Here is a 23,794-nt window from a genome sequence, read left to right as displayed (position 1 = left end):
GCGTGACGATCAGCGTAGAGGTCACGCCGGATGACGACGCTGATCCCGAACTGCTCGACCTGCGCGACGACATCTCCTTCGAACTCGAAGAGGTCAACGAGGTGCTCGCCGAGTTGATCGCGATGCAGGCCGATCGCAGGGCCAAGGACGGCGAACTGCTGACGGCTCGGCTCGGGATCGGCGGCGAGCGGCCCGAAACCCTGGCCCGCATCGGCGCCCGCCACGACCTGTCCCGCGACCGCGTACGGCAGCTGCACACCAGAGCGGTCGGCCAGATGATCCGGATGGCCCAGCAGTCCGGGCACCGCGCTGCCGCGGTGCTGGGAGCGCGCTATCCGCTCGACGCCCGCGACCGGCAGCTGGTACGCGCGCTGCTGGTGGAGACGTACGCGACCGACACCGACATCGCCGCCACCGAGCTGTCGTACGTGAAGCTGCGGCTGGCCGGGCACGCGGCCGAGGACGCGAAGCGGATCGCCGGATTCGTCACCCAGCGCATCGCGGCCTGGCAGAAGAAGACCAACCGGCGCCTGGCCAAGTTGCACGATGCGCAGCCACGCGCGACCAGTCAGCTGAATCCCTGGTTGGGGCAGGTCGATTGGCCCGGCCCCGGTTCCGCGGCCGCGATCCCCACCGCATCCGCGCGCACGGTGGACAGCGACGACGACGGACGTGGGCGCTACTACTTGGACAAGGTCGGCCGCGACGTGCCGTTCGACTCCGGCCTGGAGGCCAGGTTGCTGTGGATCCTCAACGCGAGCGACCTGGTCGAGACGTTCCAGGAACATCCGGCGGCCGTCACCTACGACCTCGATGGCGCCGAGCGATCGCACTATCCGAGCATCGCCGCCCGGCTGACCGACGGCCGGGTGATCCTCGTCGATGTCGAGCCGCTCGGCCACCTCGGATTCCACGTCAATCGGGTGAAGGCGGCCGCGAGCCGGGCGCACGCGCACGCCAACGGCTGGGGTTGGCTGGTCTGGACGGGCAGCCGCATCGGCGTCCCGGAGCTGCGCGCGCGGCCGGTCGCGGCGGCGCGCGAGCGGATGCTGCGCGACCTGGTCGAGCACAGCCCGGTGCACTGGGCCGCGCTGCACGAGGTGCGCGCCCAGACCGGCCTCGACCTGCTGGACTTCCTCGCGCTGGTGCTGCGGAACGAATGGCGGTGGGACCGAGCGCCCTTCCGGCTCAGCGCACCACCATCGCCGCCGCCAGGAAGGTGGTGATCAGCAGCATCGCGCAGATCGTGATCAGCTGCCAGCGCTCGATCGACTGCTCGAGCTTGGCGATGGTGTTGCGCAGAGCTTTGTCCAGCCGGTGATGGTCGGCGATCCTGCGCTGGGCGACGGCCAAGGCGTCGGCCTGATCCTGCGCCGCGATCTCCGCGCGTTCCAGTCGCGTGGTGAGCTTCACCACGTGCTTCTGCTTGTCCCGCAACGACTTCCGGGTCACCGCCAGCGCGGTGCGCTGATTGACCAGCTCTTGGCGCTGCCGGGCGATAACCGTGGCCTGCGTCTTCGTGTGGTGTTCCCAGTCGCTCACGGTGGCCCAGCCTCCTGTCCTCTCGTCCCGATGGCCCCAGACGAACTCGCCGCGCATCCAGCCCGCGATGAACTCACGCAACTCGACCGGCTCGCGCCGTGGCGCCGCCATCGCGTGTTCGGTGTCCAGCACGCCGGTGACCGCGCGGTAATCGCAGGCGGCAGGCGCGAAGTCCGCGATGCCCAGCGCGTGCAGATAGGGCACCCAGTACCCGGGCGGGCACACCCAGAGCACGTCGGTGCAGCCCGCGGCGCGCAGCCGTGCGGTGTGCTCCTGAGCGAGTCCGCGCTCCAACGGCCCGCTGCGGACCTCGATCGCGTAGACCCGATCGCCCTTGCGCCAGTAGACGTCCACAGGCAGTGTTCCGATGCGCCGGTCCACTTCGGCCTCGTCGGCTCCGTAGTCCAGCAGCCTGCCGCACAACCAGTACTTCAACCGCTGCATATCCCATTGGGCGGCGGAACAGTCCGGACACTCGCAGGCGTAGCCGTTCGACGACCCGCGCACCCGCCCGGAGCCGTCCCCGATACCCAACTCGGCGAGAAGCGCTCGGCGCCCGCAGGCGATCTCCGCCCGCTGCTTCGTTCTCACGCGACCACTCCCCTGCACAAACCACCGCAGGCCTGCCGACCCACGCCATAGATCAAGAGTGCGCCAGACTTGCTTACCTTGCCAGTCCCGTGTACCCCGCGCTCGGGTGCGCCACACGTGTGGCGGATCGACGGATCGGCGTTGGATTGTGCGGCACAAGGGTTTTCCGTATAGCCCGAGCCCGACCGGCCCACTCGGCGATCGATGAATTGATAGTTGCCGCCATCCCGCGACACGTCCGCCCCGGTCGGTGTGACGTGCTGCCGCAGTCCTCGCGATGGGGTGAGGGCGCTTCCGGACAAACCGGATCGGCGCGCACTCCGCGTGTGTGGACGTAATCCCGTGGGCATACGCTGCTTCGATCAGGTCAATGGATCGGAGCACCGCCGATTCTTCGCGAGCCGCGGATGTCCAACTGGGCGGATAGAATCGTCCGGCCGAGTGCGAGCTGGGCCGATACGGGGAAGTGGGTACTGCATGGAGCACGGTCAGCAGACCGGCGAGTCGATCGGCGCGATGTTGTCGAGCATCGCGTCGACTCTCCGAGAGGTCAGCGAGAAGCTGGACGCGGTGGCGGCCCGGATGGACGGCACGCACACCGCAGCGGACGAACAGACCGTCGAAAGTCGGTTGGCCAAGCTGGAGGCATGGGCTTTCCAAGCCGGACGGGATATTTCGGGCATCACCGGACGGGTGGAACGCTTGGAGTCCGGCGCCCCTTCACCGAATGACCGGCAGGAAGCGGCCGACCACTCGGCGGCACCGCTTCCCCGGGGAGCCGCGGGACGGCCCTACGCGCGCCAGCCGGAGCACGACACCACGGAACCGGCGCACGCTTCGCGCGAGGACGACTCCCGCGAACCCGCCGGTTTACGCAACGGCGCGCGACCGCAGGACACACCCCGCGAGCCGGTGCACGCGGCGCCCGAGCCGAATTCCACTGTGCAGCCGAATTCCACTGTGCAGCCGGGCTTCACCCCGCCCCGCGAACCCGCCATGACCACCCGGGAACCGAAGGCCGCCGCCGGGCAGAACTTCACCGCTCCCGCCGCGCGCGAACTCGCGTCACCCTTCACCACGCCGACACCCCGTGCACCCGCGTCGCCTTTCACCGCGGGGCCGACCCCGCGCGAGCAGAGCCCACAGCAGGAAACATTCACGGCGGCGAGCGAACCCGCCGCGTCGCAGGCTTCGTACTCGCCGCACGAGAACGGCGCGTACGAGAGCGTCGCGTCCGCCGGTACCGAACCGGGCGCGAACCACGTCCGCGGCGAGAACGGGGCCATTCCCCCCGGCACCGGGCTCACCGGCGCGCACCGGGCTACCGAGGAAGACCGCACACCGGTCGAGAACACCCACGTCGACAAGCTGCAAGCCATGCTCGACGAACTCAAGCGGACCGCGGCGGCTCCACTCGGCCGCTCCGACGTCTTCGGTCCGCCCCCGGGCGACGCGGCACCGAACGGATACCAGTCCGAGCGCACCGACGCGCAGCGCAGGCCGAACGACTACCGGCTGTCCAGCCCGCCCCCGGTTTCCTGATCGACGTCGCCGCGCCGGCGCTTCGGGGGACCGGCCGCGGCCGCCGAGCGCAGCAGGATCTCTTGGACCAGATCGCGCAGCCAACGATGACCCCGGTCGGCGGTGTTGCGCGGGTGCCATGCCAGCCCGATGGCGATCTCCGGCAGCGGCAGCGGGATCTCGAACGCGCCCAACCCGATCGCGGGCAGCGTGGCGGCGCTCAGCAAGGCGGGCGCCGAGCAGACCAGGTCGCCGCCACGCACCGCGAACAGTGCGCTGGTCAGTGTCGGCGCGGTAGCCACCACGCGCCGGGTACGGCCGTGCAGGGCGAGGCGGTCATCGATCGGGCCGTGCGCACGTCCATCGCGAGAAATGTTCAGATGCCGCGCCGCGGCGTAGGCGGCGACGGTGACGCGGTCGGTGACCAAGGGGTGGTCGGCGGTGGCCACCCCGATCACACGGTCGGCCAGCACCCTGCGCACCGTGGTCTCCGGGTCGGTGTGATCGATCACGCCGACCTCGAGATCGACACGACCGTCACGCAGCGCGGCAGTGCCCTCGAGCGTGTCGGGCACGAAGCGCAGCGTCACGCCGGGCGCCTGTGCCCGCGCCGCGGCCAGCAACGGCGCGGCGAGTTCGGTGACCACCAGGTCGCCTGCCTGTATCGCGAAGGTCCGCCGCAGCGCCGCTGGATCCAGGTCGTCGCGCGGGGTCAGCAACGCGCGTCCCTGCTCGACCAGAGTGCTGACTTCGTATCGCAATTCCAGCGCGCGTGGTGTCGGCACCAGAGTGCGGCCCGCCCGCACGAGCAACGGATCATCGAGCACCACGCGCAGCCGAGCCAGCGTCCGGCTCATCGCGGGCGGCGAGGTGTGTAGGCGCTGGGCGGCAAGCGTGACACTGCTGGTGTCCAGCAGCGCGTCGAGGGCGACGAGCAGGTTCATGTCCAGCGTTTCCACCCCTGGATTATCGCCAAGGCAACGGCCGATTCTCGGCATTGCGTGGCGGGGCAATCCATGGCGCGTCTCGCCCGCAACCGCGGCGTCCTGCTTGTCCTCGATGTCGAGGTTGCCCGGCCACGGACCGTGCGTCGCTACGGCTGCCGGGCCGTTCTTGCACCGCGTGCAGGAACAGTTACGAGATCATCCTCGCCGAGAACGACCGTCCGACGTCGGAGCCGGTTCATCGGTGCTGGAGGTTGTCCGGGCCCGACGGACACGGCTCGGCCCGACACGGTCTAGTGGCTTACCCGTCCGGTGTCGCCCTCGTACGGAAGCAGTTCCGCATCGATCGGGGCTGCCGGCGGCAGCGTGGGCCTGGCGCCGGGCTTTCGCCGGGTGGCGAGTCCGCGGTAGGACTCCGGCTTGATCCGGCGGAACCATTGCGCCGCGCGAGTACGCAGCGGCAAGCGGAACCTCAGGTCGGCGAGCATCTCATCGATGTTCTGGATGGAGAACGGGATGACCGCGGTTCCGTGCGCGTGATGGCCGCGCGTGCGTTCCTCCATCCAGCGCAGACGGGCGTCGATCTGCTCCTCGAGCGTTTCGGCGGGTGCCAGGTTCAGCCTGCCGGTGAGCAGCGCCGCGGTCCAGTGTGCGGTGACTTCGGCGCTGACGGTGCTGATCACCGACGAGTTGTAGCCGGCGAAGGTGAGATTCGGGACCTCCAACGGCAGGATCTGCCGGTGCAGGCGGAAGTTGCCGTGCTCGTCGGTCAACCTGCGCTGCACGTACGGTGTCAGGAACGGGACGCGCTGATGGAAACCGGTGGCGCATATGACGACGTCGGCCTGGAGCACCTGCCCCGTGGACAGTCGCACCGCGGACGTCGACTTGGGGCCCCCACCCATCTCGGTGATCGTCGTGTCGCGGTGCATCACGATGCGACCGTTCGCGACTTGCTCGGAGAAACCCTCGGTGGCGAGGCTGATGGTGCTCTCGGCGATCTCCTCGAATCGACCGCTGGGCACCAGACCGAGTTCGCGCAGGCGCAGGCGCTTGGTGGCCAGTTCCTGGATCAGATCGAAGTTGCTGATCCGCACCGATTCGCCCGGCCCATCCAGGAACCGGTCCGTCCAGCCGGGTCGAAGATAGTGGAAGTGCGCCTCGCCGAACCTGGTCAGCATCAGCCGTTCGTAGTCGATCACCCGGGGCAAGGTGCGCGGCATCTTCCAGAGCAACCGCCGGGCCACCACCGAGGTGGATGCGGCGACCTCGCTCACGGCGGTGGCGATGTCGCAGGCGGACTTGCCGTAGCCCACCACGACGACCGATTTGCCTCGCACCGATTCCAGGTCCAGGAACTCCGAAGAGTGGCACAGTCGCCCGCCCGCCGCGCGGAACCAGTCGGCGCCACGGTAGTCCGGCATCGCGGGTTCGCTGAACACGCCGTTCGCGATCACCAGGTGATCGCATGAACTCCGGTGCACACCACTTTCATCGCGAATTTCCAGCAACCATCCGCTGTCCACCGGATCGGCGGCGACGACCTCGGTCCGCAACCGCAGTTGCTCGGTCAGCCCGAAGTGCTCTGCGTAAGCGGCGAGGTACGCCTGCATCTGCTGGCCGTCGAGGACGCGCGGATAGTCCGCGGGCATCGGGAAGTCGGAGAAGTGATACGTGTCCTTGGAGTTCTGCGCCCGCAGCCCCGGGTACCGCCGGGTCGCGCTCCACACGCCACCGACATCGGGTGCGCGGTCGAAAACCTCGACCGGAAAACCCTCCTGTTTCAGCACTTTCGCGCAGGCAAGACCTGCGATACCCGCACCAACAATCCCGATGCGGTTTCCGCTTGTCATGCGCAGGAGACTACGTCGCCAGCGCCGCGCAGCAAAGTCGGCCGGCCGAAACGGCTCCTCAGCGTACTCCCGGCGCACTCGCCGGGACCACGGGAAGCTCGAGCAGACCGCGGATCAGAATGCTCTCCCGCCACCGCAGGTCCGCATCGCCGGTGGCCAGCCTCAGCAGCGGGTACCTGCGCACCAGCCTGGTCAGCGCGACGCGGGTCTCCAGCCTGGCCAGTCCCGCCCCGAGGCAGTAGTGGATGCCGTGACCGAAGGCCAGATGACCGTTCGCCGAGCGGTCCGGATCGAACGTCGCAGGTGCGGTGAAGTGCCGTTCGTCGCGGTTGGCCGAGGCGACCGCGACGAGCACCAACTCCCCTTCGGGGATCACGCTGCCGCCGAGCTGGACCGGTGCGGTGGTGTAGCGCAAGGTCACCACGTTGACCGGCCCGTTGTAGCGCAACATCTCCTCCACCAGCGGCGCGACGCCGGCCGGGTCGTCGTGCAGGGCGCGGTACCGGGCTGGATCGGTCAGCAGTTCGAGCACGGTGTTACCGATCAGGTTCACCGTGGTCTCATGGCCCGCGACCAGGATGAGGAACGCCATGGAGATCAGCTCGTCATGGCTCAGGCGATCTCCTTCGTCGCTGGCCAGCAGCAACTGCGAGATCAGATCCTCGCCCAGCCCCTCGGCGCGGCGGCGGGCGACCAGGCCGTCGAAGTAGTCGACGATGGCGTCGGTGGCGGTGCGCATCCCCTCCGGGGTGGACATCGGGGTGTCCACCACGGCCGCCGACCACCCCCGGAACCGTGCGCGGTCCTCGACGGGAACGCCGAGCAGTTCGCAGATCACCGTGACCGGCAGCGGAAACGCGTACTCCGCCAGCAAGTCCACCTGCCCGGCGGCGCCCGCGGTCCGATCGATGGAATCGAGCAAATCGTCCGCGATCGCCGCGATCCGAGGCGCGAGAGCCTCCATCCGCGCGGGCGCGAAGGCCGGGGTGACCAGCTTGCGCAGCCGCGAATGCCGCGGCGGGTCGGCGTTCAGCAGATGGTGGCTCAGGCGCTGGTTGGCCGCGGTGACGCCGCTCCTGCCCGCCGCCGCCTGCCGCGCGTGGGCGCCCGCTGGGGTATGCGGGTCCTTGCGCACGTCGGGATGGCGCAGCACGTCCTTGGCGGCGTCGTAGTCGACCACGAGCCAGGCGCGCACCCCGGTGCGCAACCGGATCTGGTGCACCGGGCCATCGGCACGCAACTGCTCGTAGAAGGCATACGGCGTGCGAAAGAAATCCGCTGGCAGCTCTCTCATCCGGTCGGTTCCCCTGCGTTCGCGAGTGTCGTTGCGGTCCTCCGATAGTGACACCTGCCACCGATCGCGGCCAGTCCCCGCGCGGCGGGCCATCCGTTCGATCGCCGTTGCCGATCGCCGCCGCACCCGCGGAATGTGTGCTCTGATGAAGGGATGAGCAACCCCCCAGTCATCGTCGACCGGGCCGGGCTGTGGGACGCCGAGGCCCTCAGTGATGTTGCGGCCGCGACCTTTCCGCTCGCGTGTCCCCCCGGTGCGACGCCCGATGACATCGAGATCTTCGTCACCGACGTGCTATCGGGCGAACGCTTCGGCGAGTACCTGAGCGATCCGGCGCGGATCGTGCTCAAGGCCCTCGCCGACGACGACATCGTGGGCTACGCGATGCTGGTGGCAGGCGATCCGGCCGATCCCGCGGTGGCCGCAGCGGTCGCCCTGCATCCGGTGGTCGAGATCAGCAAGATGTACGTACTACCGGGCCATCACGGCACCGGGGTGTCCACCGCCCTCATGCTGGCGGCCCTGGAGTGGGCGCGGACGGAGGGCTACCCCGGGGTATGGCTGGGCGTCAACCAGGAAAACGTCCGCGCTCAGCGCTTCTACGCCAAGCATGGTTTCAGCGGGGTCGGTGCCAGGACGTTCACGGTCGGCAACCAGGTGTACCAGGACTACGTGATGCGTCTGGTCCTGTAGGCCTCGCTCACCGCAGGAAGCCGACGAGCGCAGTGTGGAACACGGGGGCCAGCACCGCCATCAAGTGATCGCCGGGCACCACCGTGAGCGTGCCGTTCGGCAGGGCCTCGGCAAGTCGCTCGGGTTCGGCGGCGAACGGGTCGTGGTCGCCCGCCAGCACCAGCGCGGGCACGGTGACATCCGACAAGCTCTCGATCGGGCGGTCGTCCAGGCCGGTCGCCAGCGCGTGGATCGCGTCCAGATCGGCATGCACGGCGTCGGCGAGCACCCGGAACATCATCGCCGTCCGCGAGGCGCCCGCCCCATCGCCGCGCATCGCGGCCTGCAGGTCGGGCAGGTCGATCACGCGGCGGTCGACGCCGCCGCAGTCGAGCACGCCGGAGCCGATACCGCCGACCGCCAGGCGCCGGACCCGCTCGTCGGCCGCCGCGACCAGCAGCGAGATCACACCACCCATCGAATACCCGACCTGAATCACTTCGTCGAAGCCGAGCTCGTCGTAGAGCGCGCGCACGTCGCGCGCCATCCCGTGCCAGGAGTAACGCTCCGGCTCGTGGGGCTTGTCCGAACGACCGTGTCCGCGCGCGTCCAGGGACACCACGGTGTGTCCGGCGGACCGCAGTGCGCCGACCACGCCGGTGCTCATCCAGTTCGCATTGGTGTCCGCGACGACGCCGTGTTGCAGCACGACGGGGACGCCCTCCCCCTCCCACACCCGGTACTCGAGTTCCAGGCCGTCCCACGTCTCGAACTTCGTCATGCCGGGATCGTAGTGTGCAATACGGTCGCGAACAGCCGGAGCGGACGTTTGTCCGGGACGTGAAACGCGGAGCGCTCAGGCCAGCAGTTCGGCCTTCAGCGCGGCGATTTCCGCTTCGGTGATCTTCAGTCCCTCCCGGACATAGCCGTCGAAACTGCCGTAGGTCTGGTTCGCCTGGTCGAAGGCGGCGTCGAGCCAGGATCGCTGCACGCCATTGAGCGGATCGTCGCCGCGCGCGTTGCGGTACCGGTTCGACAGCAGATAGTCCTCGGTCACCGTGTCACGATCGACGCCGAGCAAGGTGAGCAGCACTGCCGCTGCCCAACCGGTGCGATCTTTGCCCGCGGTGCAGTGGAACAGCAGCGCCCCGTCGGTGTCGATGACGGCCCGCAGCACCGACGAGAACGCCTCGTTCGCGCCCGGCGCCGTGATGAACGCGCGGTAGAGCCCGTCGCCTCCGGTGACCGTGGTGGCGATGACCTCCGGCGGAGCTTGGCCGATGACATCCGCCCAGTTCGCCGTGGCGCCCGCCGGGACGCGGTCCGGGCCGAGCGCGCGCTCGAAGACCGTGCGCAGGTCGTAGACCGAGCGGACCCGGCGATCGGTCAGCGCGGCCAGATCCTCCGCGGTGGCGTTGTTCAGCTGCCCGGTCCGGTACACCAGGCCGGCGCGCACGGTCCGGCCGTCGGCCGTGCGGTATCCGCCGACATCGCGGGCGTTCTGCACGCCGTGCAGAGGCAGAGAGCGATCGACCGAGACCGCGGTGACCGCGGGCGGATCGGCGAGTGCGGTGCCGGTTACCGGCCCGAATGCGACCGCCAGGCCGGCCGCCATGGCGACCGGGGTACGAAAACGATGGGCCATTCGATTGCTCCAAGGGGCTATGCGCGGTGGGTCGATCCTGCCGAACCTCGCGGTGGAACTCAGCGCTGGGCCGCGACCTCGAAGCGCGACAGCGCGAGCAGGCGCGAGATCGCGCGCAGGTACTTCTTGCGGTAGCCGCCCTCGAGCATCTCCGCGGAGAAGATCTCGTCGAGCTTGGCGCCCGACACCGTGACCGGGACGCTCGCGTCGTAGAGCCGGTCGGCCAGCACCACGATGCGCAAGGCGACGGCCTGATCGACGACCGGATGCACGTTCGAGATGAAGACCGACGACACCCCGGAGATCAACGCGCGGTACTTCGACGGGTGCAGCGTGCTCAAGTGCTTCAGCAGTGCGTCGAACTCGTCGAGCGTGGCACCCGGTGTGCTCGCGGCGCGTTCGGCCAGCACCTCCGGCGACGTGGGTTCCGGTGCGGGCGGCAGATCGCGGTGGCGGTAATCCGGCCCGTCGACACGCACCGCCTCGAAGATCGACCCCAGTTTCTTGATCTCGCGCAGGAAATCCTGTGCGGCGAAACGTCCTTCGCCCAGCTGGCCCGGCAGCGTGTTGGACGTGGCGGCGATCGAGACCCCGGCGGCGGACAGTTCGGTCAGCAGGCGGGAGACCAGCATGGTGTCGCCCGGGTCGTCGAGCTCGAACTCGTCGATGCACAGCACGCTGTTGCCCGACAGCCGCTCCAGCGCGTTGGCGAAGCCCAGCGCACCCACCAGGTTGGTCAGCTCGCCGAACGTGCCGAAGGACTTGGGCGCGGGCGAGCTGTGGAAGATAGAGGCCAGCAGGTGGGTCTTGCCCACGCCGAATCCGCCGTCCAGATACAGACCGGCGCCGCTGACCTGCTTCTTCTTGCCGAACAGGCTTTTCTTCCGCGCGGCCTTGCCGATCTCGGCGACCTTGCCGGCGAACTTCTCGGCCTGCTGGACCGCGGCCGCCTGGCTCGGTTCCTTCGGGTCGGGGATGTAGGAGGCGAAACTCACCTCGTCGAACATGGGCGGAGGCACCATCTGGGCGACGAGCTGATCGGCCGGAACCTCCGGGTGGCGATCGACGAGGCGTTCTTGCATGGACGAAGCCTAAAGACGTGGTGTGATCTACTTTCATGCAGCGTAGCCACAATGCGATCCAGCTCACAGGACTGAGTCCGGACGACCTCGCGCAGTTGTACGCCTTCCCCGCCCGGCTCGACGCGCCTTGGGTCCGCGCCAATTTCGTCTCCAGCATCGACGGTGCCGCCACCAGCGGGAACCTGTCCGAGGGGCTGGGCACCCCGGCCGACAAGACGGTGTTCATGCTGCTGCGCGAGCTGGCCGACGTGATCGTGGTCGGCGCGGGCACCGCGCGCGCGGAGAACTACGGCGGAGCACGCACCGACCCGCGCCGCCGCCGCGCCTTCCATGAGCGTGGCATCGGCGGACATCCCGACGGGGCACCACCGCCGATCGCGGTGGTCACCGCGAGCGCGGTGCTCGAACCGGGTGCCCGGCTGCTCACCGATACCCAGGTGCCGCCGTTGATCATCACGACGGCCACGGCACCCGCCGACCGCAAGCGGCGACTGACCGACGCCGGCGCCGAGGTGATCGAGGCGGGCGACATCGCGGTGACACCGCACGGCCTGCTGCGCGCACTCGGCGCGCGCGGCCTGCTGCGTGTGCTGACCGAGGGCGGCCCGCAATTGTTCGGTGAACTGCTCGCGGCCGACGTGGTCGACGAGCTCTGCCTGACCACCGCGCCGCTGCTGGTCGGCGGCACGGCGCGGCGAATCTCGCTGTCGGCGCACGAGTTCCGTACCCGCATGACTCCCGCGCACGTGCTACTCGACGACGATGGCACGATACTCACCCGGTGGGCCCGTCGATGAAACAGGCGCCGGAACCTGGCAGGCTGTAGCAATGCGCTGGACTCGGGCCGCCGTGCTTGCCGCCACCCTCTCGATCGTCACCGCCGGTTGCGGCGCGGGACCGTCGGATCGTCCCGGTGTCGCGGTACAGCGCCCGCCCGTCGCGGGCACTGCCGCGACTTCCGCCGCGGCGCCCGCGCCACCGAACGCGGAGCTGCCCAAGACCGACCTCAGCTGGCGCGAGTGCACCCAGCCGACCCTGGACCTGCTCGGGCTCGGCCCCGCGCCCGCCGGACTGGTGCTCGACTGCGCCGAATTCTCGACTCCCATCGACGCGGCGGGCGCGGTGCTCGGCAACTTCCGTGCCGGTGCGATGCGCGCCCGTCTGGCACAGACTCCGGCCGATGTGCCGCCCCTGGTGCTCACCTCGGGCACAGACCGCTCCTCGACCGCCACCCTCGCCGGACTCGCCGCGGGTCCGGCCGCCGCGCTGCTGGCCGCCCGCCCGATCGTCGCGGTGGACCGGCGCGGTCTCGGCAGCTCGCAGCCGATCGACTGCCTGCCGCCGGAGATCCGCAGCGGGCTGGCCGACAACGCCCAGTTCGGTCCCGGCGCCGGCGATCCGGTGCCGCGGATGACCACCCTGAGCCAGGAAGGCACCATCGCCTGCCGCGACTTCTTGCAGCCTTACGAGGGCACGTTCGACGCACCGCACGCCGCCGACGACATCGAGCAGTTGCGCAGGCAGTGGCAGGTCGAGCACATCACGCTGCTCGGCACCGGCAATGGTGCGAAGGTCGCGCTCAGCTACGCCCGCAAGTACGGCGACCACCTCGCCCGGCTGGTGCTCGACTCCCCCGAGCCGGTCGGCACGGACGCCGTCACCCGGGCGGAGCAGGCTGTGCAGGGCGCCGAGGCCGCGCTGACCGCGTTCGCGCAGCGCTGCGTCGGCGTCGGCTGCTCGCTGGGCGCCGACCCGCGCGCGGCGATCACCGATCTGGTGAACCGGGCCGGGTCCGGCGGGCTCGGCGACATCTCGGCGAACGCGGTGCTCACCGCGCTGTCGGGATTCCTGGGCAGCCCGCGCGCCGACCAGGTCAACCGGATCGGTGAGCTGGCGGATGCGCTCGCCGCGGCCGGACGCGGCGACCGGGGCCCGCTGAGCAATCTGATCGTGCGCGAGTCCGCCGCCACCGAGAGCGACGGGCAGTTCGTCAACCGGTGCAGCGACACCCAGCAGCCGCCGACGCCGGGCAAGGCCACCGAACTCGCGGGCGCCTGGGGCGGCAAGTACCCGGTCTTCGGCAAAGCGGCGGCCATCGCGCTGATGGAATGCGCGGCATGGCCGGTCTCGACCGCGCCGCCGATGCCGGAGAAGCTCGGCATCCCGGTGCTGGTGCTCGGCGGAGTCGCGGATCCGGTGGTCGGCAACGGCGGTCAGTCGTCGGTGACCGGCGCGTTGGGTGCGGCGGGCGCCCGGCATGCGGCGCTCGCCTGGCAAGGCTTCGGCCATCCGGTGTCGACCCACTCCAGCTGCGCGCAGCGGGCGCTGCTCGACTACCTGAAGGATGGCAAACTCCCCGCCGACGGCACCGCCTGCCCGGCCTGACACCCGGGTTCCCTGGGCCGCTCGAGCGCGCGTCGGACAGGTCCCGGCAACCACCGGTAATCGATCCGGTGTACCGTGCCCCAGTGTTCCTTCGACAGCTCGAGCCCCGGACCGCTCGTACCACCGCCGAGGTGATCAAGTTCGCGCTCTGGCCCCTGGCGGTCATGACCGTGCTGAACCGGGTGTTCATCAAGGCTGTCAACGGCTTCATCACCGATGACTACAAGCCGGTCTACCAGGCATCTCTCGATTTCCTGAACGGCAGGCCGGTCTACACCGCGAACTTCGACTCGGTCGATCCGCACTACCTCTACCCGCCGAGCGGCACCCTGCTCATCGCGCCGATCGCCGCCATCGACTACGAGAAATCGCGCTGGCTGTTCATCGCGCTGAACGCGATCGCGATCCTCATCGCGTGGTACCTGCTGCTGCGGCTGTTCCGGTACACGCTGAACTCGGTTGCCGCTCCGGCGCTGTTGCTGGCGATGTTCACGTCCGAGACCGTGATCAACACGTTGGTGTTCACCAATGTCAACGGTTGCGTGCTGCTGGCGGAGCTGATCTTCATCTGTCTGCTGTTGCAACGACGAGACCTCTGGGCGGGCGCCGCGCTCGGATTGAGTATCGCGGTGAAACCGACGCTGGCCCCCCTGCTCTTGATCGCGCTGGTGCGCGGGCAGTGGAAGGTGTTCATCACCGCGCTCGGCGTGCCGGTGGCGCTGACCGCGATCGCCTGGCCGCTGTCCAAGGACCCGGAGAAGTTCTTCACCCGCACCGGGCCCTACATCTTCGAATCCCGCGACTACTTCAACAGCGCGATCGTCGGCAACGGCGAGTACTACGGCCTGCCGCCGTTGCTGACCTGGGGCATGCGCGTGGTGCTCGGCGTGCTCGTGCTGCTGTCGCTGTGGCTGTTGTACCGCTACTACCGCGATGACGAGTTGTTCTTCGTGTGCACCACCTCGGGCGTGTTGCTGACGGCGTCGTTCCTGCTCAGCTCGCTCGGGCAGATGTACTACTCGATGATGCTGTTCCCGTTCCTGATGACGGTGGTGCTGCGCAATTCGGTGCTGCGCAACTGGCCGGCCTGGCTGGCGATCTTCGGCTTCATGAGCTACGACAAGTGGCTGTCGGATCGCTGGCAGCATGTCGGCCGCAACGTGGAGTACCTGCGTATCACCTTCGGCTGGGGTCTGCTGCTGATCGTGGTGTTCTGTGTGCTGGGCGAGCGCTACCTGGCGGCGCGGCGAGAAGGGCGGCTGCCGTTCGGGCTCGATCCCGCGTGGATGCGTTCCGCGCCGGATCCGCGCGGCGACGCGCCACAGCAGCCCACCCCGGCGCCCAGCGCCGCCCTCGCGACGGAAACCTCCCGGTCACAGAACGGTGCGGCGCCCGCGGAACAGAATCGTATTAGCGTGGAGCCATGAGCTCCGACGCCGACACATCCCTGCCCGCGCCGCGGATCCAGCTCTCCCCGCAGGAATGGCGGTTGAAGCTGAATCCGGAGGAGTACGCGGTGCTGCGCGAGGCCGCCACCGAGCGCCCGTTCATTGGCGAGTACACCGACACCAAGACCGAAGGCGTCTACGTCTGCCGGGCCTGCGGCACGGAACTGTTCCGCAGCACCGAGAAGTTCGACTCGCACTGTGGCTGGCCGTCCTTCTTCGATCCAGCGGGCTCCGACGCGGTGATTCTGCGATCGGACGACTCACTCGGCATGCACCGGGTCGAAGTGCTGTGCGCGAACTGCCACAGCCACCTCGGCCACGTGTTCGAGGGCGAGGGGTACAACACGCCCACCGACAAGCGCTACTGCATCAACTCCATCGCCCTGCGACTGCACCCCTCGGACAGCGCAGCGGAGTAACAGCCCGACGCCGACGGCAAGAGTACGGATCAGACCACCACCGCGCATGCCCCGAGATTTTGGGGCATGCGCACCGTCTGCGCTCTCCGCTACCCGCCAGTGTTCGGGAATACCGCCGCGGCATAGAGTTTCGGCTTGATCTCCCGATCCTCGCGTACCGCTGCGGGCGAGACGACCTCCAACGCAATTTCCGAGTCACGCCGGTGGCGGCGTCAGGGCAGGGCGGCGATCAGTTTCTCGATCTCCACGCGAGGCCCGGTGAAGAACGGGATCTCCTCGCGCACATGCCGCCTGGCGTCGGTGGCCCGCAGATCGCGCATCAAGTCGACGATGCGGTGCAGTTCGGGCGCCTCGAAAGCGAGAATCCACTCGTAATCGCCCAGCGCGAACGAGCTGACCGTGTTGGCCCGCACGTCCGGGTAACCGCGCGCGGCCTTCCCGTGGTCGGCCAGCATCCGGCGGCGCTCGTCGTCGGGCAGCAGATACCACTCGTAGGAGCGGACGAACGGGTACACGCAGATGTAGGCACCCGGCTCCTCCCCGGCCAGGAACGCCGGGATATGGCTCTTGTTGAACTCGGCGGGCCGGTGCAGCGCCACATTGCTCCACACCGGCGCGCTGGCGCGGCCCAGTTCGGTGGTGCGCCGGAAGTCCGCGTATGCGGCTTGCAGGTCCTCGAGGCGTTCGGCGTGCGTCCAGATCATGAAGTCGGCGTCGGCGCGCATCCCGGCCACGTCGTAGATGCCGCGCACCACGACATCGCGATCGGCGAGACCGTCGAAGAACGCCCTGGCCTCCTTGGTCGCGGCGTCCCGATCCTCGCCCAGCACTCCGGGCTGCACCTGGAAGACCGAGAACATCAGGTAGCGGATGGTGGAGTTGAGAGCCTGATAGTCGAGTCGCGCCATAGCCCTATCGTGCCACTCGCTGGGAAGCGCCCGCGTCGCCGGGCGTGAACTGCTCGATGTGGACCCGGGCGTCCGGGACGCGCGCGGCGCGAAGCTGGCGAATATCGCTGGGGATTACCGCGAGGCTTCCGCGGCCGGGCAGCGTGTCGTCAGTGTGCGGTGTCTACGCCGACCTGAGCAGCGATTCGGTGCGCCGCGGCGACGCCCGAGGCGACGCATGCGGGTACGCCGACGCCGTGCAGATACGCACCGGCCACGGCGAGACCGTCGAGTGCCGCGACCTCGGCTTCGACGGCCGCGATGCGGGCGGGGTGGCCGGGCGCGTACTGGGCGAGACCGCCGGGCCAGCGCTGGACCACCGCCGCGGTCGGTTCGATGGCGACGCCGGTGACGGCGGCCAGATCTTCGGTGGCGGCGGTGACGAGTTCGGCGTCCGGCCACGCGAGCGGAGCGTCGTCCCCGAATTTGCCGAAAGAGGCTCGGACGAGGGCGCTTTCGCGTTGTGCGAGATGGGTCCACTTGCGGCTGGAGAGGGTGAACGCCTTGGCGCGCAACGGTTCTCCGGTGGCTACCAGAATGCCCGAGTTCTGCGGCAGCGCGGTCTCGCGCGGCAACGCAAGGGCGACCACCACCGAAGAGGACAGTTCGACGCCCGCCAATTCCGCTGCGGCGCCAGGGGCGACGGCTGCGAGGAGGCGCGCGGTCACCGGCGCCGGGGTGGCGAGCACCACCGCGTCGACGGCGCCGATCGGGTCGACCACCCAGCCGCGCAGGCCCCTGGCCAGGCGGGTGCCCGGCGTCGCCGTGACGAGGCTCGCGCCCGAGCGTGCGGCCAGCGCGTCGAGCAGTACCCGGTAGCCGTCGCGGATTCCACCGAAGACCGGTGCGTTCGAGGGCGGCGGCAGGGCGGCGCCGACGGCCGCGGTGAGGCTGGGCGCGCCGTCGTCCAGGGCCGCGGCCAGCGTGGGCAGCGCGGCGCGGACGCCGATGGAGCGCGAACTGCCCGCGTAGACGCCGCCGAGCAGCGGATCCACGCTACGTTCGGCGACCTGCGCGCCGAATCGGTCGGCGACCAGGCCGTAGACATCGGTATCCGAGCCCGGTACCCAGGTCAGCGGCCGGTCGGGTTCCGCGGCGATCCGGGCCAGCGTCGCGGCGTCGACCAGCCCGCGCATCGACTCGGCGTTCGCCGGAATACCCATCAGAGTGCCCTCCGGCAACCGGTGCGCGGCACCTCCCGACCACACCAGCGGCCGCAGCCCGGCAGGGGTCACGAGCTGCGACTCGAGTTCGAGTTCACGCAGCAGTTCGGGCACCTCCGGCCGCCGTCCGACGAACGCCTCGGCTCCGAGATCCAGCGGCTCCCCGGCTAATTCACCGGTGTACAGGATGCCGCCGACTCGCTCGGCCCGATCGAGCACGAGCAGGTCGGCGCCCGACCCGAGCAGCGTCCGCAGCCGATACGCGGCCACCAGCCCGCTGATCCCACCGCCGACCACCGCGATACGCATACCCCGACCGTATCGCGCCCGCGACCGTGCCCGTCGAACGGTTGACGCTCTGTGCTTCGGCCCACATCCACGAGGCACGCTGGATGCGCCGCCGACGGTGTCCGGATTCGACCGTCATAGCCGGGACATGGGCCGAGCGTGACCGCCCATCGTCAACACGGGCGGTTCTCCATCGCGAGTGGCCTTACGGAACCGGTTCTCATGGAACGGCACCGGGCCAGGATCGGCGCCCGAGCCCGCCGAGCATGCGCTGCCGAGGAACCGATTCCTACACCGGTACCGTCACCGACGGGGTCCGGTGCCGCAGAATCGCGACGGCGGTCACGAGGATCCACAGGATGGTCAGTCCGCCGGTAGTCGCGGTGGTGCCCCGCTCGGGTCCTCACAGTTCGTGGACGAGCTCCACCAAGGCGGTCAGCACGCCCGGGTCGGTGTCCGGGAGCACCCCGTGACCGAGGTTGAAGATGTGCCCCGAGGCGCCCATCGTGATCGCCTCGTCCGCTTCGCGCACTATCCGGCGGGTCTGCTCCTCGATTGCCGCGAGTCCGGCGAACAGCACGGCGGGATCGAGGTTGCCCTGCAACGCTTTTCCGGATCCGATGCGGCGGACCGCATCGGTCAGCGGCACCCGCCAGTCGACGCCGACCACGTCGGCGCCCGCCTCGCCCATGGCGCCGAGCAGTTCGCCGGTGCCGACGCCGAAGTGGATGCGCGGCACGCCCGCGCCGGCGATCTCGGCGAACACCCGCTCCGAGTGCGGCAGCACGAAGGTTCGGTAGTCGGCCAGCGACAGCGCGCCGGCCCAGGAATCGAACAGCTGCACCGCGTCCACACCCGCCGACAGCTGCGCCTGCAGGAACGCGATGGTGATGTCGGTGAGCACACCGAGCAGCGTGTGCCAGGTCCGCGGGTCGGCGTACATCATCGCCTTGGTGCGCTCGTGATTCTTGCTCGGCCCGCCCTCGACCAGGTAGGAAGCGAGGGTGAACGGCGCGCCCGCGAACCCGATCAGCGGCGTCTCGCCCAACTCATCGACCAGCAGACGTACGCCGTCGGTGACCGCGCCGACCTCCTCGGGGCGCAGCCGGGGCAGCGCGCGCACGTCGTCGACCGTCCGCACCGGTGCCGCGACCACCGGCCCCACTCCGGGCACGATATCGAGATCGATCCCCGCCGCTTTGAGCGGAACGACGATGTCGGAGAACAGGATCGCCGCGTCGACCTGGTGCCTGCGGATCGGCTGCAGGGTGATCGCACACACCAATTCCGGATCGAAGCACGACTCGAGCATCCCGACGCCCGCCCGCACCTCGCGGTATTCGGGCAGCGAGCGTCCGGCCTGGCGCATGAACCACACCGGACGCCTGCTGGGCGTCGCGCCGGTAGCGGCGGCCAGGAACGGGGCATCGGTCAACCGGCGGCGGGTATGAGTGCTCATCACCGCTATCGTAAGCGGGCCCGCCGGGAGCGCCGGACCCGGAGGCGCAGCATGCCCCACCGCGACGGAGCCCGCGGACGCCGCATCGAACGCAGCAGGAGCAAGCACCGGAGGCGGCTGCGCCACGCCGTCGTCATCACCGACGAGGTGGTGGCCGCGCTGGCTCGGATGGCTCCCGCGTCACCTACAGCGGCGCGCCTCCGACCGCGCCGTGTGCACAAGGTCTACCGTCAGCATTCGTGACACCGCTCGACTTCCGCGACGGCGCCGCACCGACCGAGGGACCCCAGGGCGAGCCCGCTCTATTTCGCGCCGCGGTCGATGCGATGGGCACCGCTACCGTGCATCCCCGGATCGAGCTCGCGCCCATCCGGCCGCCGCAACGACTAGCGCCGTACTCCTACGCCATCGGCGCCGAGGTCAAACACCCGGACGCCGCCATGGTCCCGATCGACTCCGAGGGCGACGCGTTCGGCAGATTGATCCTGCTGCACGACCCGGACGGCGACGACACGTGGCACGGCACCCTACGTCTGGTCGCCTACATCCAGGCCGATATCGATGCCGCGCTGGCCACCGACCCGCTGCTACCCGAGGTGGCGTGGAGCTGGCTGGTGGACGCGCTGGAGTCGCGGACCGAACCGTTCACCGCGCTCGGCGGGACGGTGACCTCGACCAGCTCGGTGCGTTACGGCGATATCGTCGGCCCGCCGCGCGCCCACCAGCTGGAGATACGCGCCTCCTGGACGCCGGTCACCACCGATATGCGGCCGCATCTGGAGGCATTCTGCGAGGTGCTGGCCTATGCGGCCGGTCTGCCGCCCGCGGGGGTGACCCAGCTACAGATGCGGCAGGGCTTGTCCGGCGATCAACGCTGAGCACGGCGTGCCGAAGGGTGTGACCTGCGCGGGAACCAGCGCATAGGATGACCGGGTGCGTCACGGCCGCTCGATCGACACACTGATGCGCCGATAGGACGGCGGCGCCTTCGAGTCGGCACGTAAAGTTCAACACCATGTCCGTACCAGAAGAATCCCAACCCTCGGTCGCGACGCCCTTGCTCGCGCCTGCGGAGGGCGTACCACCGGTACTGGACACCGCCGCGCAGATCAGCGCCGCCGCCGCCCGGATCCTCGCGGGCACCGGACCGCTGGCCGTGGACGCCGAACGGGCGTCCGGCTTCCGCTACTCGGCCCGTGCCTATCTGATCCAATTGCGCCGTGCCGGCGCGGGCACGTTCCTCATCGATCCGATTCCGCTCGTGGACGACCTCGCCCCACTGGCCGAGGCGATCAACGAACTGGAGTGGGTCCTGCATTCCGCGGACCAGGACTTGCCCGGTCTGGCCGAGCTCGGTTTGCGTCCGGCCAGACTGTTCGACACCGAGCTGGGCGGACGGCTGGCCGGTTTCGAACGCGTCGGGCTCGCCGCGATGGTGGAGCGTCTGCTGGGCCGGGCGCTGCGTAAGGGCCACGGTGCGGCCGACTGGTCTACCCGGCCACTGCCGGACGAGTGGCTGAACTACGCCGCGCTCGATGTGGAATTGCTGCTGGAGCTGCGCGACGAGGTGGCCGCCGCCCTCCATACGCAGGGCAAAACAGATTGGGCGGCACAGGAATTCGAGCACATTCGCACGCTGGATCCGCCCGCGCCGAAGGCCGAGCGCTGGCGGCGTACCTCGGGCATACATACGCTGCGCCGGACCAGGCAGCTGGCGGTGGTGCGCGAACTGTGGACCGCGAGGGACGTGCTGGCCCGCGCCCGCGATGTGGCGCCGGCCCGCATTCTCCCGGATGCCGCGATCATCGCCGCGGCCGCCGCAGAGCCGAAGTCGATCGCGCAATTGCGCACGCTACCGGTGTTCGGTGGCCCGCGGCAGCGCCGGTATTCCCGCGAATGGCTCGCCGCCATCGAGCATGGTCGCAGCCTGCCGGACAGTGAGCTGCCGCCACTGACCCAGCCGTTCGACGGTCCGCCACCGGTCAACCGATGGGAGCGGCGCGACCCGGCCGCGGCCGCGCGTCTGACCAGGGCACGGGCTGCGATGGGCGAGCTGTCGGCCGAGCACGCGATACCGGTGGAGAATCTGCTCGCGCCGGATCTGGTTCGCCGGCTGTGCTGGGACGGGTTACCCGACTACGACGTGGCCGAGCTGTCCGCCGCGGTCGACGGATTCCTGAAGTCCAGCGGCGCCCGGCCCTGGCAGCGGGAGCTGGCGGCGCCGCGGCTGACGGCTGCGTTGCTGCCGTCGGATCGGCTCGTGTACCCCGCGGGTTCGCCCGAGCCCGCGACATCAGCGAGCGGCCAGCCACCTACCGATCCGCTGGGCGATGTCGGGGGCGGTCAACCCTAGGTCCGCATGTACCTCGCCGCGCGAGGCGTGGTCCAGGAACTGTTGCGGCACACCGAGATCGCGGGTCGGGATGTCCAGGCCGGAGTTACGCAGGCGGGCCGACACCGTCGAGCCGATGCCGCCGTGCAGCCCGCCGTCCTCCAGCGTGACCACGAGCCGGTAGTTCTCGGCGAGCTTCAGTAGCGTGTCGGATACTGGCAACACCCAGCGCGGATCGATGACGGTGACCGAAACTCCTTCGGCCTCGAGCAGATTCGCCGCCTCCAGGGCGACCCCCGCGAACGAGCCGACTGCGATGAGCAGGACATCGCCGTGCACCGCCTGCACCGAGCCGCCCTCCGGCTCGGCCATCCGCAGCACGTCCACCCCGTCGAGCCGCTCGACCGCCGAGATATCGTCGGCCACACTGCCTTTCGGGAATCGCACTGCGGTCGGACCGTCGTTGACGGCCAGCGCCTCGGCCAGTTCCTCGCGCAACGTCGCGGCGTCGCGCGGCGCGGCGACCCGGATGCCGGGAATGATGCCGAGCACCGATAGATCCCACATGCCGTTGTGGCTGGCGCCGTCGGAGCCGGTGATGCCCGCGCGGTCCAGCACCACCGTCACCGGCTGCTTCAGCAGGGCCACGTCCATCAGCAGCTGGTCGAAGGCGCGATTGAGGAACGTCGAGTAGATCGCGACGACCGGATGCATGCCGCCGAGCGCCAGACCCGCCGCCGAGGCCATGGCGTGCTGTTCGGCGATGCCGACGTCGAACATCCGCTCCGGGAACCGCTCCCCGAACGCCGCCAGCCCGGTCGGACCCGGCATCGCGGCGGTGATGGCCACGATGTCGGCGCGCCGCTCGGCGTGCGCGATCAGTTCCTCGGAGAACACCGACGTCCAGCCCAGCGCCTTGGGGCCGCCGACCGGAGCGCCGGTCAGCGGGTCGATCGGATCGCAGGCGTGCATCTGGTCGGCGACGTGATTCTCGGCGGGCGCGTAGCCGCGACCCTTCTGCGTCACGGCGTGCACGACTACCGGTCCGCCGAAGTCCTTGGCCCGGCGCAGCGCCGCCTCCAACGCGGCGACGTCGTGGCCGTCCACCGGCCCGACGTACTTCAGGCCGAGGTCGCTGAACAGCTCCTGTGGGCTGACCGCGTCCTTGATGCCGGCTTTCACCGCATGCACCATCGAGTACGCCGATTCACCCACCCGGGGAATGCTCTTCAGGATGCGTTTGCCCGCGTCCAGCGCGTGCTCGTAGGCGGGTTGGGTGCGCAGCGCGGTCAACCGGTCGGCCAGCCCGCCGATGGTGGGCGCATAGGAGCGGCCGTTGTCGTTGACCACGACGACCACCGGACGGTCCGGAGCGGCGGCGATGTTGTTCAGCGCCTCCCAGCACATGCCGCCGGTGAGTGCGCCGTCGCCGACCACCGCGACCACGTGCCGGTCCTGCCCGCTGAGGGCGAACGCCTTCGCCAGTCCGTCCGCGTAGGACAGTGCCGCCGACGCGTGCGAGGACTCCACCCAGTCGTGCGCGCTTTCGGCCCGGCTCGGATAGCCGGACAGGCCGCCCTGCTTACGCAGCGAATCGAACTGGTCCTTGCGACCGGTCAGGATCTTGTGCACGTAGGCCTGGTGCCCGGTGTCGAAGATCAACGGGTCGGCCGGCGAGTCGAAGATCCGGTGCAGGGCGATGGTGAGCTCGACCACACCGAGGTTGGGGCCGAGGTGCCCGCCGGTGGCGGCGACCTTGCGCACCAGGAACTCGCGGATCTCTTCCGCCAGCTCGCGCAACTGCGGCACCGTCAGCCGGCGCAAATCTTCGGGCGAGTCGACCCGGGAAAGCACTCCCACCTGAACTAGCTCCCTCCGGATAGCGCATCTGATCCGATCAGTCTACGGAGCGGCGGATAGTGCGCCCGCACGAGAACGGTCACACCGACCGATATCGCGTCGGAATGTGAGCTGGGCCGCACCGCCCGGACATACGGTACCCGGCTTAGAGTGGCAGGGTGGTCCAGCCCGGGCAAGTGGTCTCGCGGACAATCGAACCCGGCGCCGTGGCGTGGGCCATCGACGATGTCCACCAGCGGTGTCGTGGCGAATATCGCGGAGCACCGGCCGACCACATCCCCGAACTGGCTGCGGTGCAACCCGATTCGTTCGGCGTGTGGGTGACGGCGCGACCGCAAGTCCGGACCGA

General features: G+C 69.6%; 20 protein-coding genes. 9 read left to right on the top strand and 11 right to left on the bottom strand.

The annotated features are described in order from the left end of the window. The first annotated feature begins 2 nt into the window (after window positions 1-2). Complete coding sequence (locus OHA40_RS27185; RefSeq protein WP_330229688.1) at window positions 3-1,226, top strand: sigma factor-like helix-turn-helix DNA-binding protein; 1,224 nt, start codon at window positions 3-5, stop codon at window positions 1,224-1,226. On the opposite strand, the gene OHA40_RS27180 is transcribed toward OHA40_RS27185, so the two are convergent. Beyond that, window positions 1,189-2,133 (bottom strand): hypothetical protein, encoded by a 945-nt coding sequence (locus OHA40_RS27180; RefSeq protein ID WP_330229687.1) that lies wholly within the window; start codon window positions 2,131-2,133, stop codon window positions 1,189-1,191. The genes OHA40_RS27185 and OHA40_RS27180 overlap by 38 nt on opposite strands. Before the next feature lie 477 nt (window positions 2,134-2,610). On the opposite strand from OHA40_RS27180, the gene OHA40_RS27175 reads away from it, so the two are divergent. Then, on the top strand, window positions 2,611-3,675 hold the full coding sequence (locus tag OHA40_RS27175) for a hypothetical protein (RefSeq protein ID WP_330229686.1): 1,065 nt from the start codon (window positions 2,611-2,613) through the stop codon (window positions 3,673-3,675). On the opposite strand, the gene OHA40_RS27170 is transcribed toward OHA40_RS27175, so the two are convergent. From OHA40_RS27170 to OHA40_RS27160, 3 genes are all read right to left on the bottom strand, one after another. Next, on the bottom strand, window positions 3,642-4,613 hold the full coding sequence (locus tag OHA40_RS27170; protein WP_330229685.1) for a LysR family transcriptional regulator: 972 nt from the start codon (window positions 4,611-4,613) through the stop codon (window positions 3,642-3,644). The two genes, OHA40_RS27175 and OHA40_RS27170, sit on opposite strands and share 34 nt — an antisense overlap. Before the next feature lie 278 nt (window positions 4,614-4,891). Next, window positions 4,892-6,451 carry a flavin-containing monooxygenase gene (locus OHA40_RS27165; protein ID WP_330229684.1) on the bottom strand — a complete coding sequence of 520 codons (1,560 nt, stop codon included), beginning with the start codon at window positions 6,449-6,451 and terminating at the stop codon, window positions 4,892-4,894. 58 nt (window positions 6,452-6,509) lie between these two features. Then, entirely contained in the window at window positions 6,510-7,745 is a 1,236-nt protein-coding gene (locus tag OHA40_RS27160) for a cytochrome P450 family protein (RefSeq protein WP_330229683.1), read from the bottom strand. 153 nt (window positions 7,746-7,898) lie between these two features. Here OHA40_RS27160 and OHA40_RS27155 point away from each other — a divergent pair, with 153 nt between their 5' ends. Further along, the gene (locus tag OHA40_RS27155; RefSeq protein WP_330229682.1) at window positions 7,899-8,438 is read left to right on the top strand and encodes a GNAT family N-acetyltransferase; all 540 of its coding nucleotides are present in this window, start codon (window positions 7,899-7,901) and stop codon (window positions 8,436-8,438) included. Window positions 8,439-8,445: 7 nt separating this feature from the next. On the opposite strand, the gene OHA40_RS27150 is transcribed toward OHA40_RS27155, so the two are convergent. From OHA40_RS27150 to zapE, 3 genes are all read right to left on the bottom strand, one after another. Beyond that, a complete protein-coding gene (locus OHA40_RS27150; RefSeq protein WP_330229681.1) occupies window positions 8,446-9,198 on the bottom strand; it encodes an alpha/beta fold hydrolase in 753 nt (250 codons plus the stop codon). 75 nt (window positions 9,199-9,273) lie between these two features. Then, window positions 9,274-10,062, bottom strand: a complete 789-nt coding sequence (locus tag OHA40_RS27145) for a tyrosine-protein phosphatase (protein ID WP_330229680.1) — start codon at window positions 10,060-10,062, stop codon at window positions 9,274-9,276. Window positions 10,063-10,121: 59 nt separating this feature from the next. Further along, entirely contained in the window at window positions 10,122-11,144 is a 1,023-nt protein-coding gene (zapE, locus tag OHA40_RS27140) for a cell division protein ZapE (RefSeq protein ID WP_330229679.1), read from the bottom strand. 35 nt (window positions 11,145-11,179) lie between these two features. Here zapE and OHA40_RS27135 point away from each other — a divergent pair, with 35 nt between their 5' ends. The 4 genes from OHA40_RS27135 (at window position 11,180) to msrB (ending at window position 15,396) form a co-directional block, all read left to right on the top strand. Then, complete coding sequence (locus OHA40_RS27135; protein WP_330229678.1) at window positions 11,180-11,941, top strand: pyrimidine reductase family protein; 762 nt, start codon at window positions 11,180-11,182, stop codon at window positions 11,939-11,941. A gap of 31 nt (window positions 11,942-11,972) precedes the next feature. Beyond that, window positions 11,973-13,529 carry an alpha/beta hydrolase gene (locus OHA40_RS27130; RefSeq protein ID WP_330229677.1) on the top strand — a complete coding sequence of 519 codons (1,557 nt, stop codon included), beginning with the start codon at window positions 11,973-11,975 and terminating at the stop codon, window positions 13,527-13,529. Window positions 13,530-13,612: 83 nt separating this feature from the next. Then, window positions 13,613-14,956 carry a glycosyltransferase family 87 protein gene (locus OHA40_RS27125; protein WP_330229676.1) on the top strand — a complete coding sequence of 448 codons (1,344 nt, stop codon included), beginning with the start codon at window positions 13,613-13,615 and terminating at the stop codon, window positions 14,954-14,956. Further along, window positions 14,953-15,396, top strand: a complete 444-nt coding sequence (gene msrB, locus OHA40_RS27120; protein ID WP_330229675.1) for a peptide-methionine (R)-S-oxide reductase MsrB — start codon at window positions 14,953-14,955, stop codon at window positions 15,394-15,396. Before OHA40_RS27125 ends, msrB begins: the two co-directional genes overlap by 4 nt. 212 nt (window positions 15,397-15,608) lie before the next feature. Here the strand turns inward: msrB and hemQ are convergent, their stop codons facing one another. From hemQ to hemE, 3 genes are all read right to left on the bottom strand, one after another. After that, window positions 15,609-16,304 (bottom strand): hydrogen peroxide-dependent heme synthase, encoded by a 696-nt coding sequence (gene hemQ, locus OHA40_RS27115; RefSeq protein WP_330229674.1) that lies wholly within the window; start codon window positions 16,302-16,304, stop codon window positions 15,609-15,611. A 149-nt stretch (window positions 16,305-16,453) separates the two neighbouring features. Then, complete coding sequence (locus OHA40_RS27110; RefSeq protein WP_330229673.1) at window positions 16,454-17,815, bottom strand: protoporphyrinogen oxidase; 1,362 nt, start codon at window positions 17,813-17,815, stop codon at window positions 16,454-16,456. 382 nt (window positions 17,816-18,197) lie between these two features. Continuing rightward, on the bottom strand, window positions 18,198-19,253 hold the full coding sequence (gene hemE, locus OHA40_RS27105; protein WP_442943824.1) for a uroporphyrinogen decarboxylase: 1,056 nt from the start codon (window positions 19,251-19,253) through the stop codon (window positions 18,198-18,200). A 326-nt stretch (window positions 19,254-19,579) separates the two neighbouring features. Between hemE and OHA40_RS27100 the strand changes: the two genes are divergently transcribed. Continuing rightward, a complete protein-coding gene (locus OHA40_RS27100; RefSeq protein ID WP_330234402.1) occupies window positions 19,580-20,131 on the top strand; it encodes a DUF3000 domain-containing protein in 552 nt (183 codons plus the stop codon). 137 nt (window positions 20,132-20,268) lie between these two features. Then, entirely contained in the window at window positions 20,269-21,606 is a 1,338-nt protein-coding gene (locus OHA40_RS27095; RefSeq protein ID WP_330229672.1) for a ribonuclease D, read from the top strand. On the opposite strand, the gene dxs is transcribed toward OHA40_RS27095, so the two are convergent. Next, window positions 21,547-23,445 carry a 1-deoxy-D-xylulose-5-phosphate synthase gene (gene dxs, locus OHA40_RS27090; protein ID WP_330229671.1) on the bottom strand — a complete coding sequence of 633 codons (1,899 nt, stop codon included), beginning with the start codon at window positions 23,443-23,445 and terminating at the stop codon, window positions 21,547-21,549. The genes OHA40_RS27095 and dxs overlap by 60 nt on opposite strands. Window positions 23,446-23,794: the final 349 nt, after the last annotated feature.

The organism is Nocardia sp. NBC_00508 (assembly GCF_036346875.1).
Classification (GTDB): domain Bacteria; phylum Actinomycetota; class Actinomycetes; order Mycobacteriales; family Mycobacteriaceae; genus Nocardia.
Note: the sequence above shows the minus strand (reverse complement) of the source record. Positions and strands in the feature narration are given on the sequence as shown.

What these genes read in the sequence shown, in the direction of transcription:
- zapE (WP_330229679.1), bottom strand. Translation starts at nt 11,144, where the DNA reads ATGCAAGAACGCCTCGTCGATCGCCACCCGGAGGTTCCGGCCGATCAG.
- msrB (WP_330229675.1), top strand. Translation starts at nt 14,953, where the DNA reads ATGAGCTCCGACGCCGACACATCCCTGCCCGCGCCGCGGATCCAGCTC.
- OHA40_RS27150 (WP_330229681.1), bottom strand. Translation starts at nt 9,198, where the DNA reads ATGACGAAGTTCGAGACGTGGGACGGCCTGGAACTCGAGTACCGGGTG.
- OHA40_RS27175 (WP_330229686.1), top strand. Translation starts at nt 2,611, where the DNA reads ATGGAGCACGGTCAGCAGACCGGCGAGTCGATCGGCGCGATGTTGTCG.
- OHA40_RS27095 (WP_330229672.1), top strand. Translation starts at nt 20,269, where the DNA reads ATGTCCGTACCAGAAGAATCCCAACCCTCGGTCGCGACGCCCTTGCTC.
- hemQ (WP_330229674.1), bottom strand. Translation starts at nt 16,304, where the DNA reads ATGGCGCGACTCGACTATCAGGCTCTCAACTCCACCATCCGCTACCTG.
- OHA40_RS27100 (WP_330234402.1), top strand. Translation starts at nt 19,580, where the DNA reads ATGGGCACCGCTACCGTGCATCCCCGGATCGAGCTCGCGCCCATCCGG.
- OHA40_RS27110 (WP_330229673.1), bottom strand. Translation starts at nt 17,815, where the DNA reads ATGCGTATCGCGGTGGTCGGCGGTGGGATCAGCGGGCTGGTGGCCGCG.
- OHA40_RS27160 (WP_330229683.1), bottom strand. Translation starts at nt 7,745, where the DNA reads ATGAGAGAGCTGCCAGCGGATTTCTTTCGCACGCCGTATGCCTTCTAC.
- OHA40_RS27130 (WP_330229677.1), top strand. Translation starts at nt 11,973, where the DNA reads ATGCGCTGGACTCGGGCCGCCGTGCTTGCCGCCACCCTCTCGATCGTC.
- OHA40_RS27145 (WP_330229680.1), bottom strand. Translation starts at nt 10,062, where the DNA reads ATGGCCCATCGTTTTCGTACCCCGGTCGCCATGGCGGCCGGCCTGGCG.
- OHA40_RS27135 (WP_330229678.1), top strand. Translation starts at nt 11,180, where the DNA reads ATGCAGCGTAGCCACAATGCGATCCAGCTCACAGGACTGAGTCCGGAC.
- hemE (WP_442943824.1), bottom strand. Translation starts at nt 19,253, where the DNA reads ATGAGCACTCATACCCGCCGCCGGTTGACCGATGCCCCGTTCCTGGCC.
- OHA40_RS27165 (WP_330229684.1), bottom strand. Translation starts at nt 6,451, where the DNA reads ATGACAAGCGGAAACCGCATCGGGATTGTTGGTGCGGGTATCGCAGGT.
- OHA40_RS27155 (WP_330229682.1), top strand. Translation starts at nt 7,899, where the DNA reads ATGAGCAACCCCCCAGTCATCGTCGACCGGGCCGGGCTGTGGGACGCC.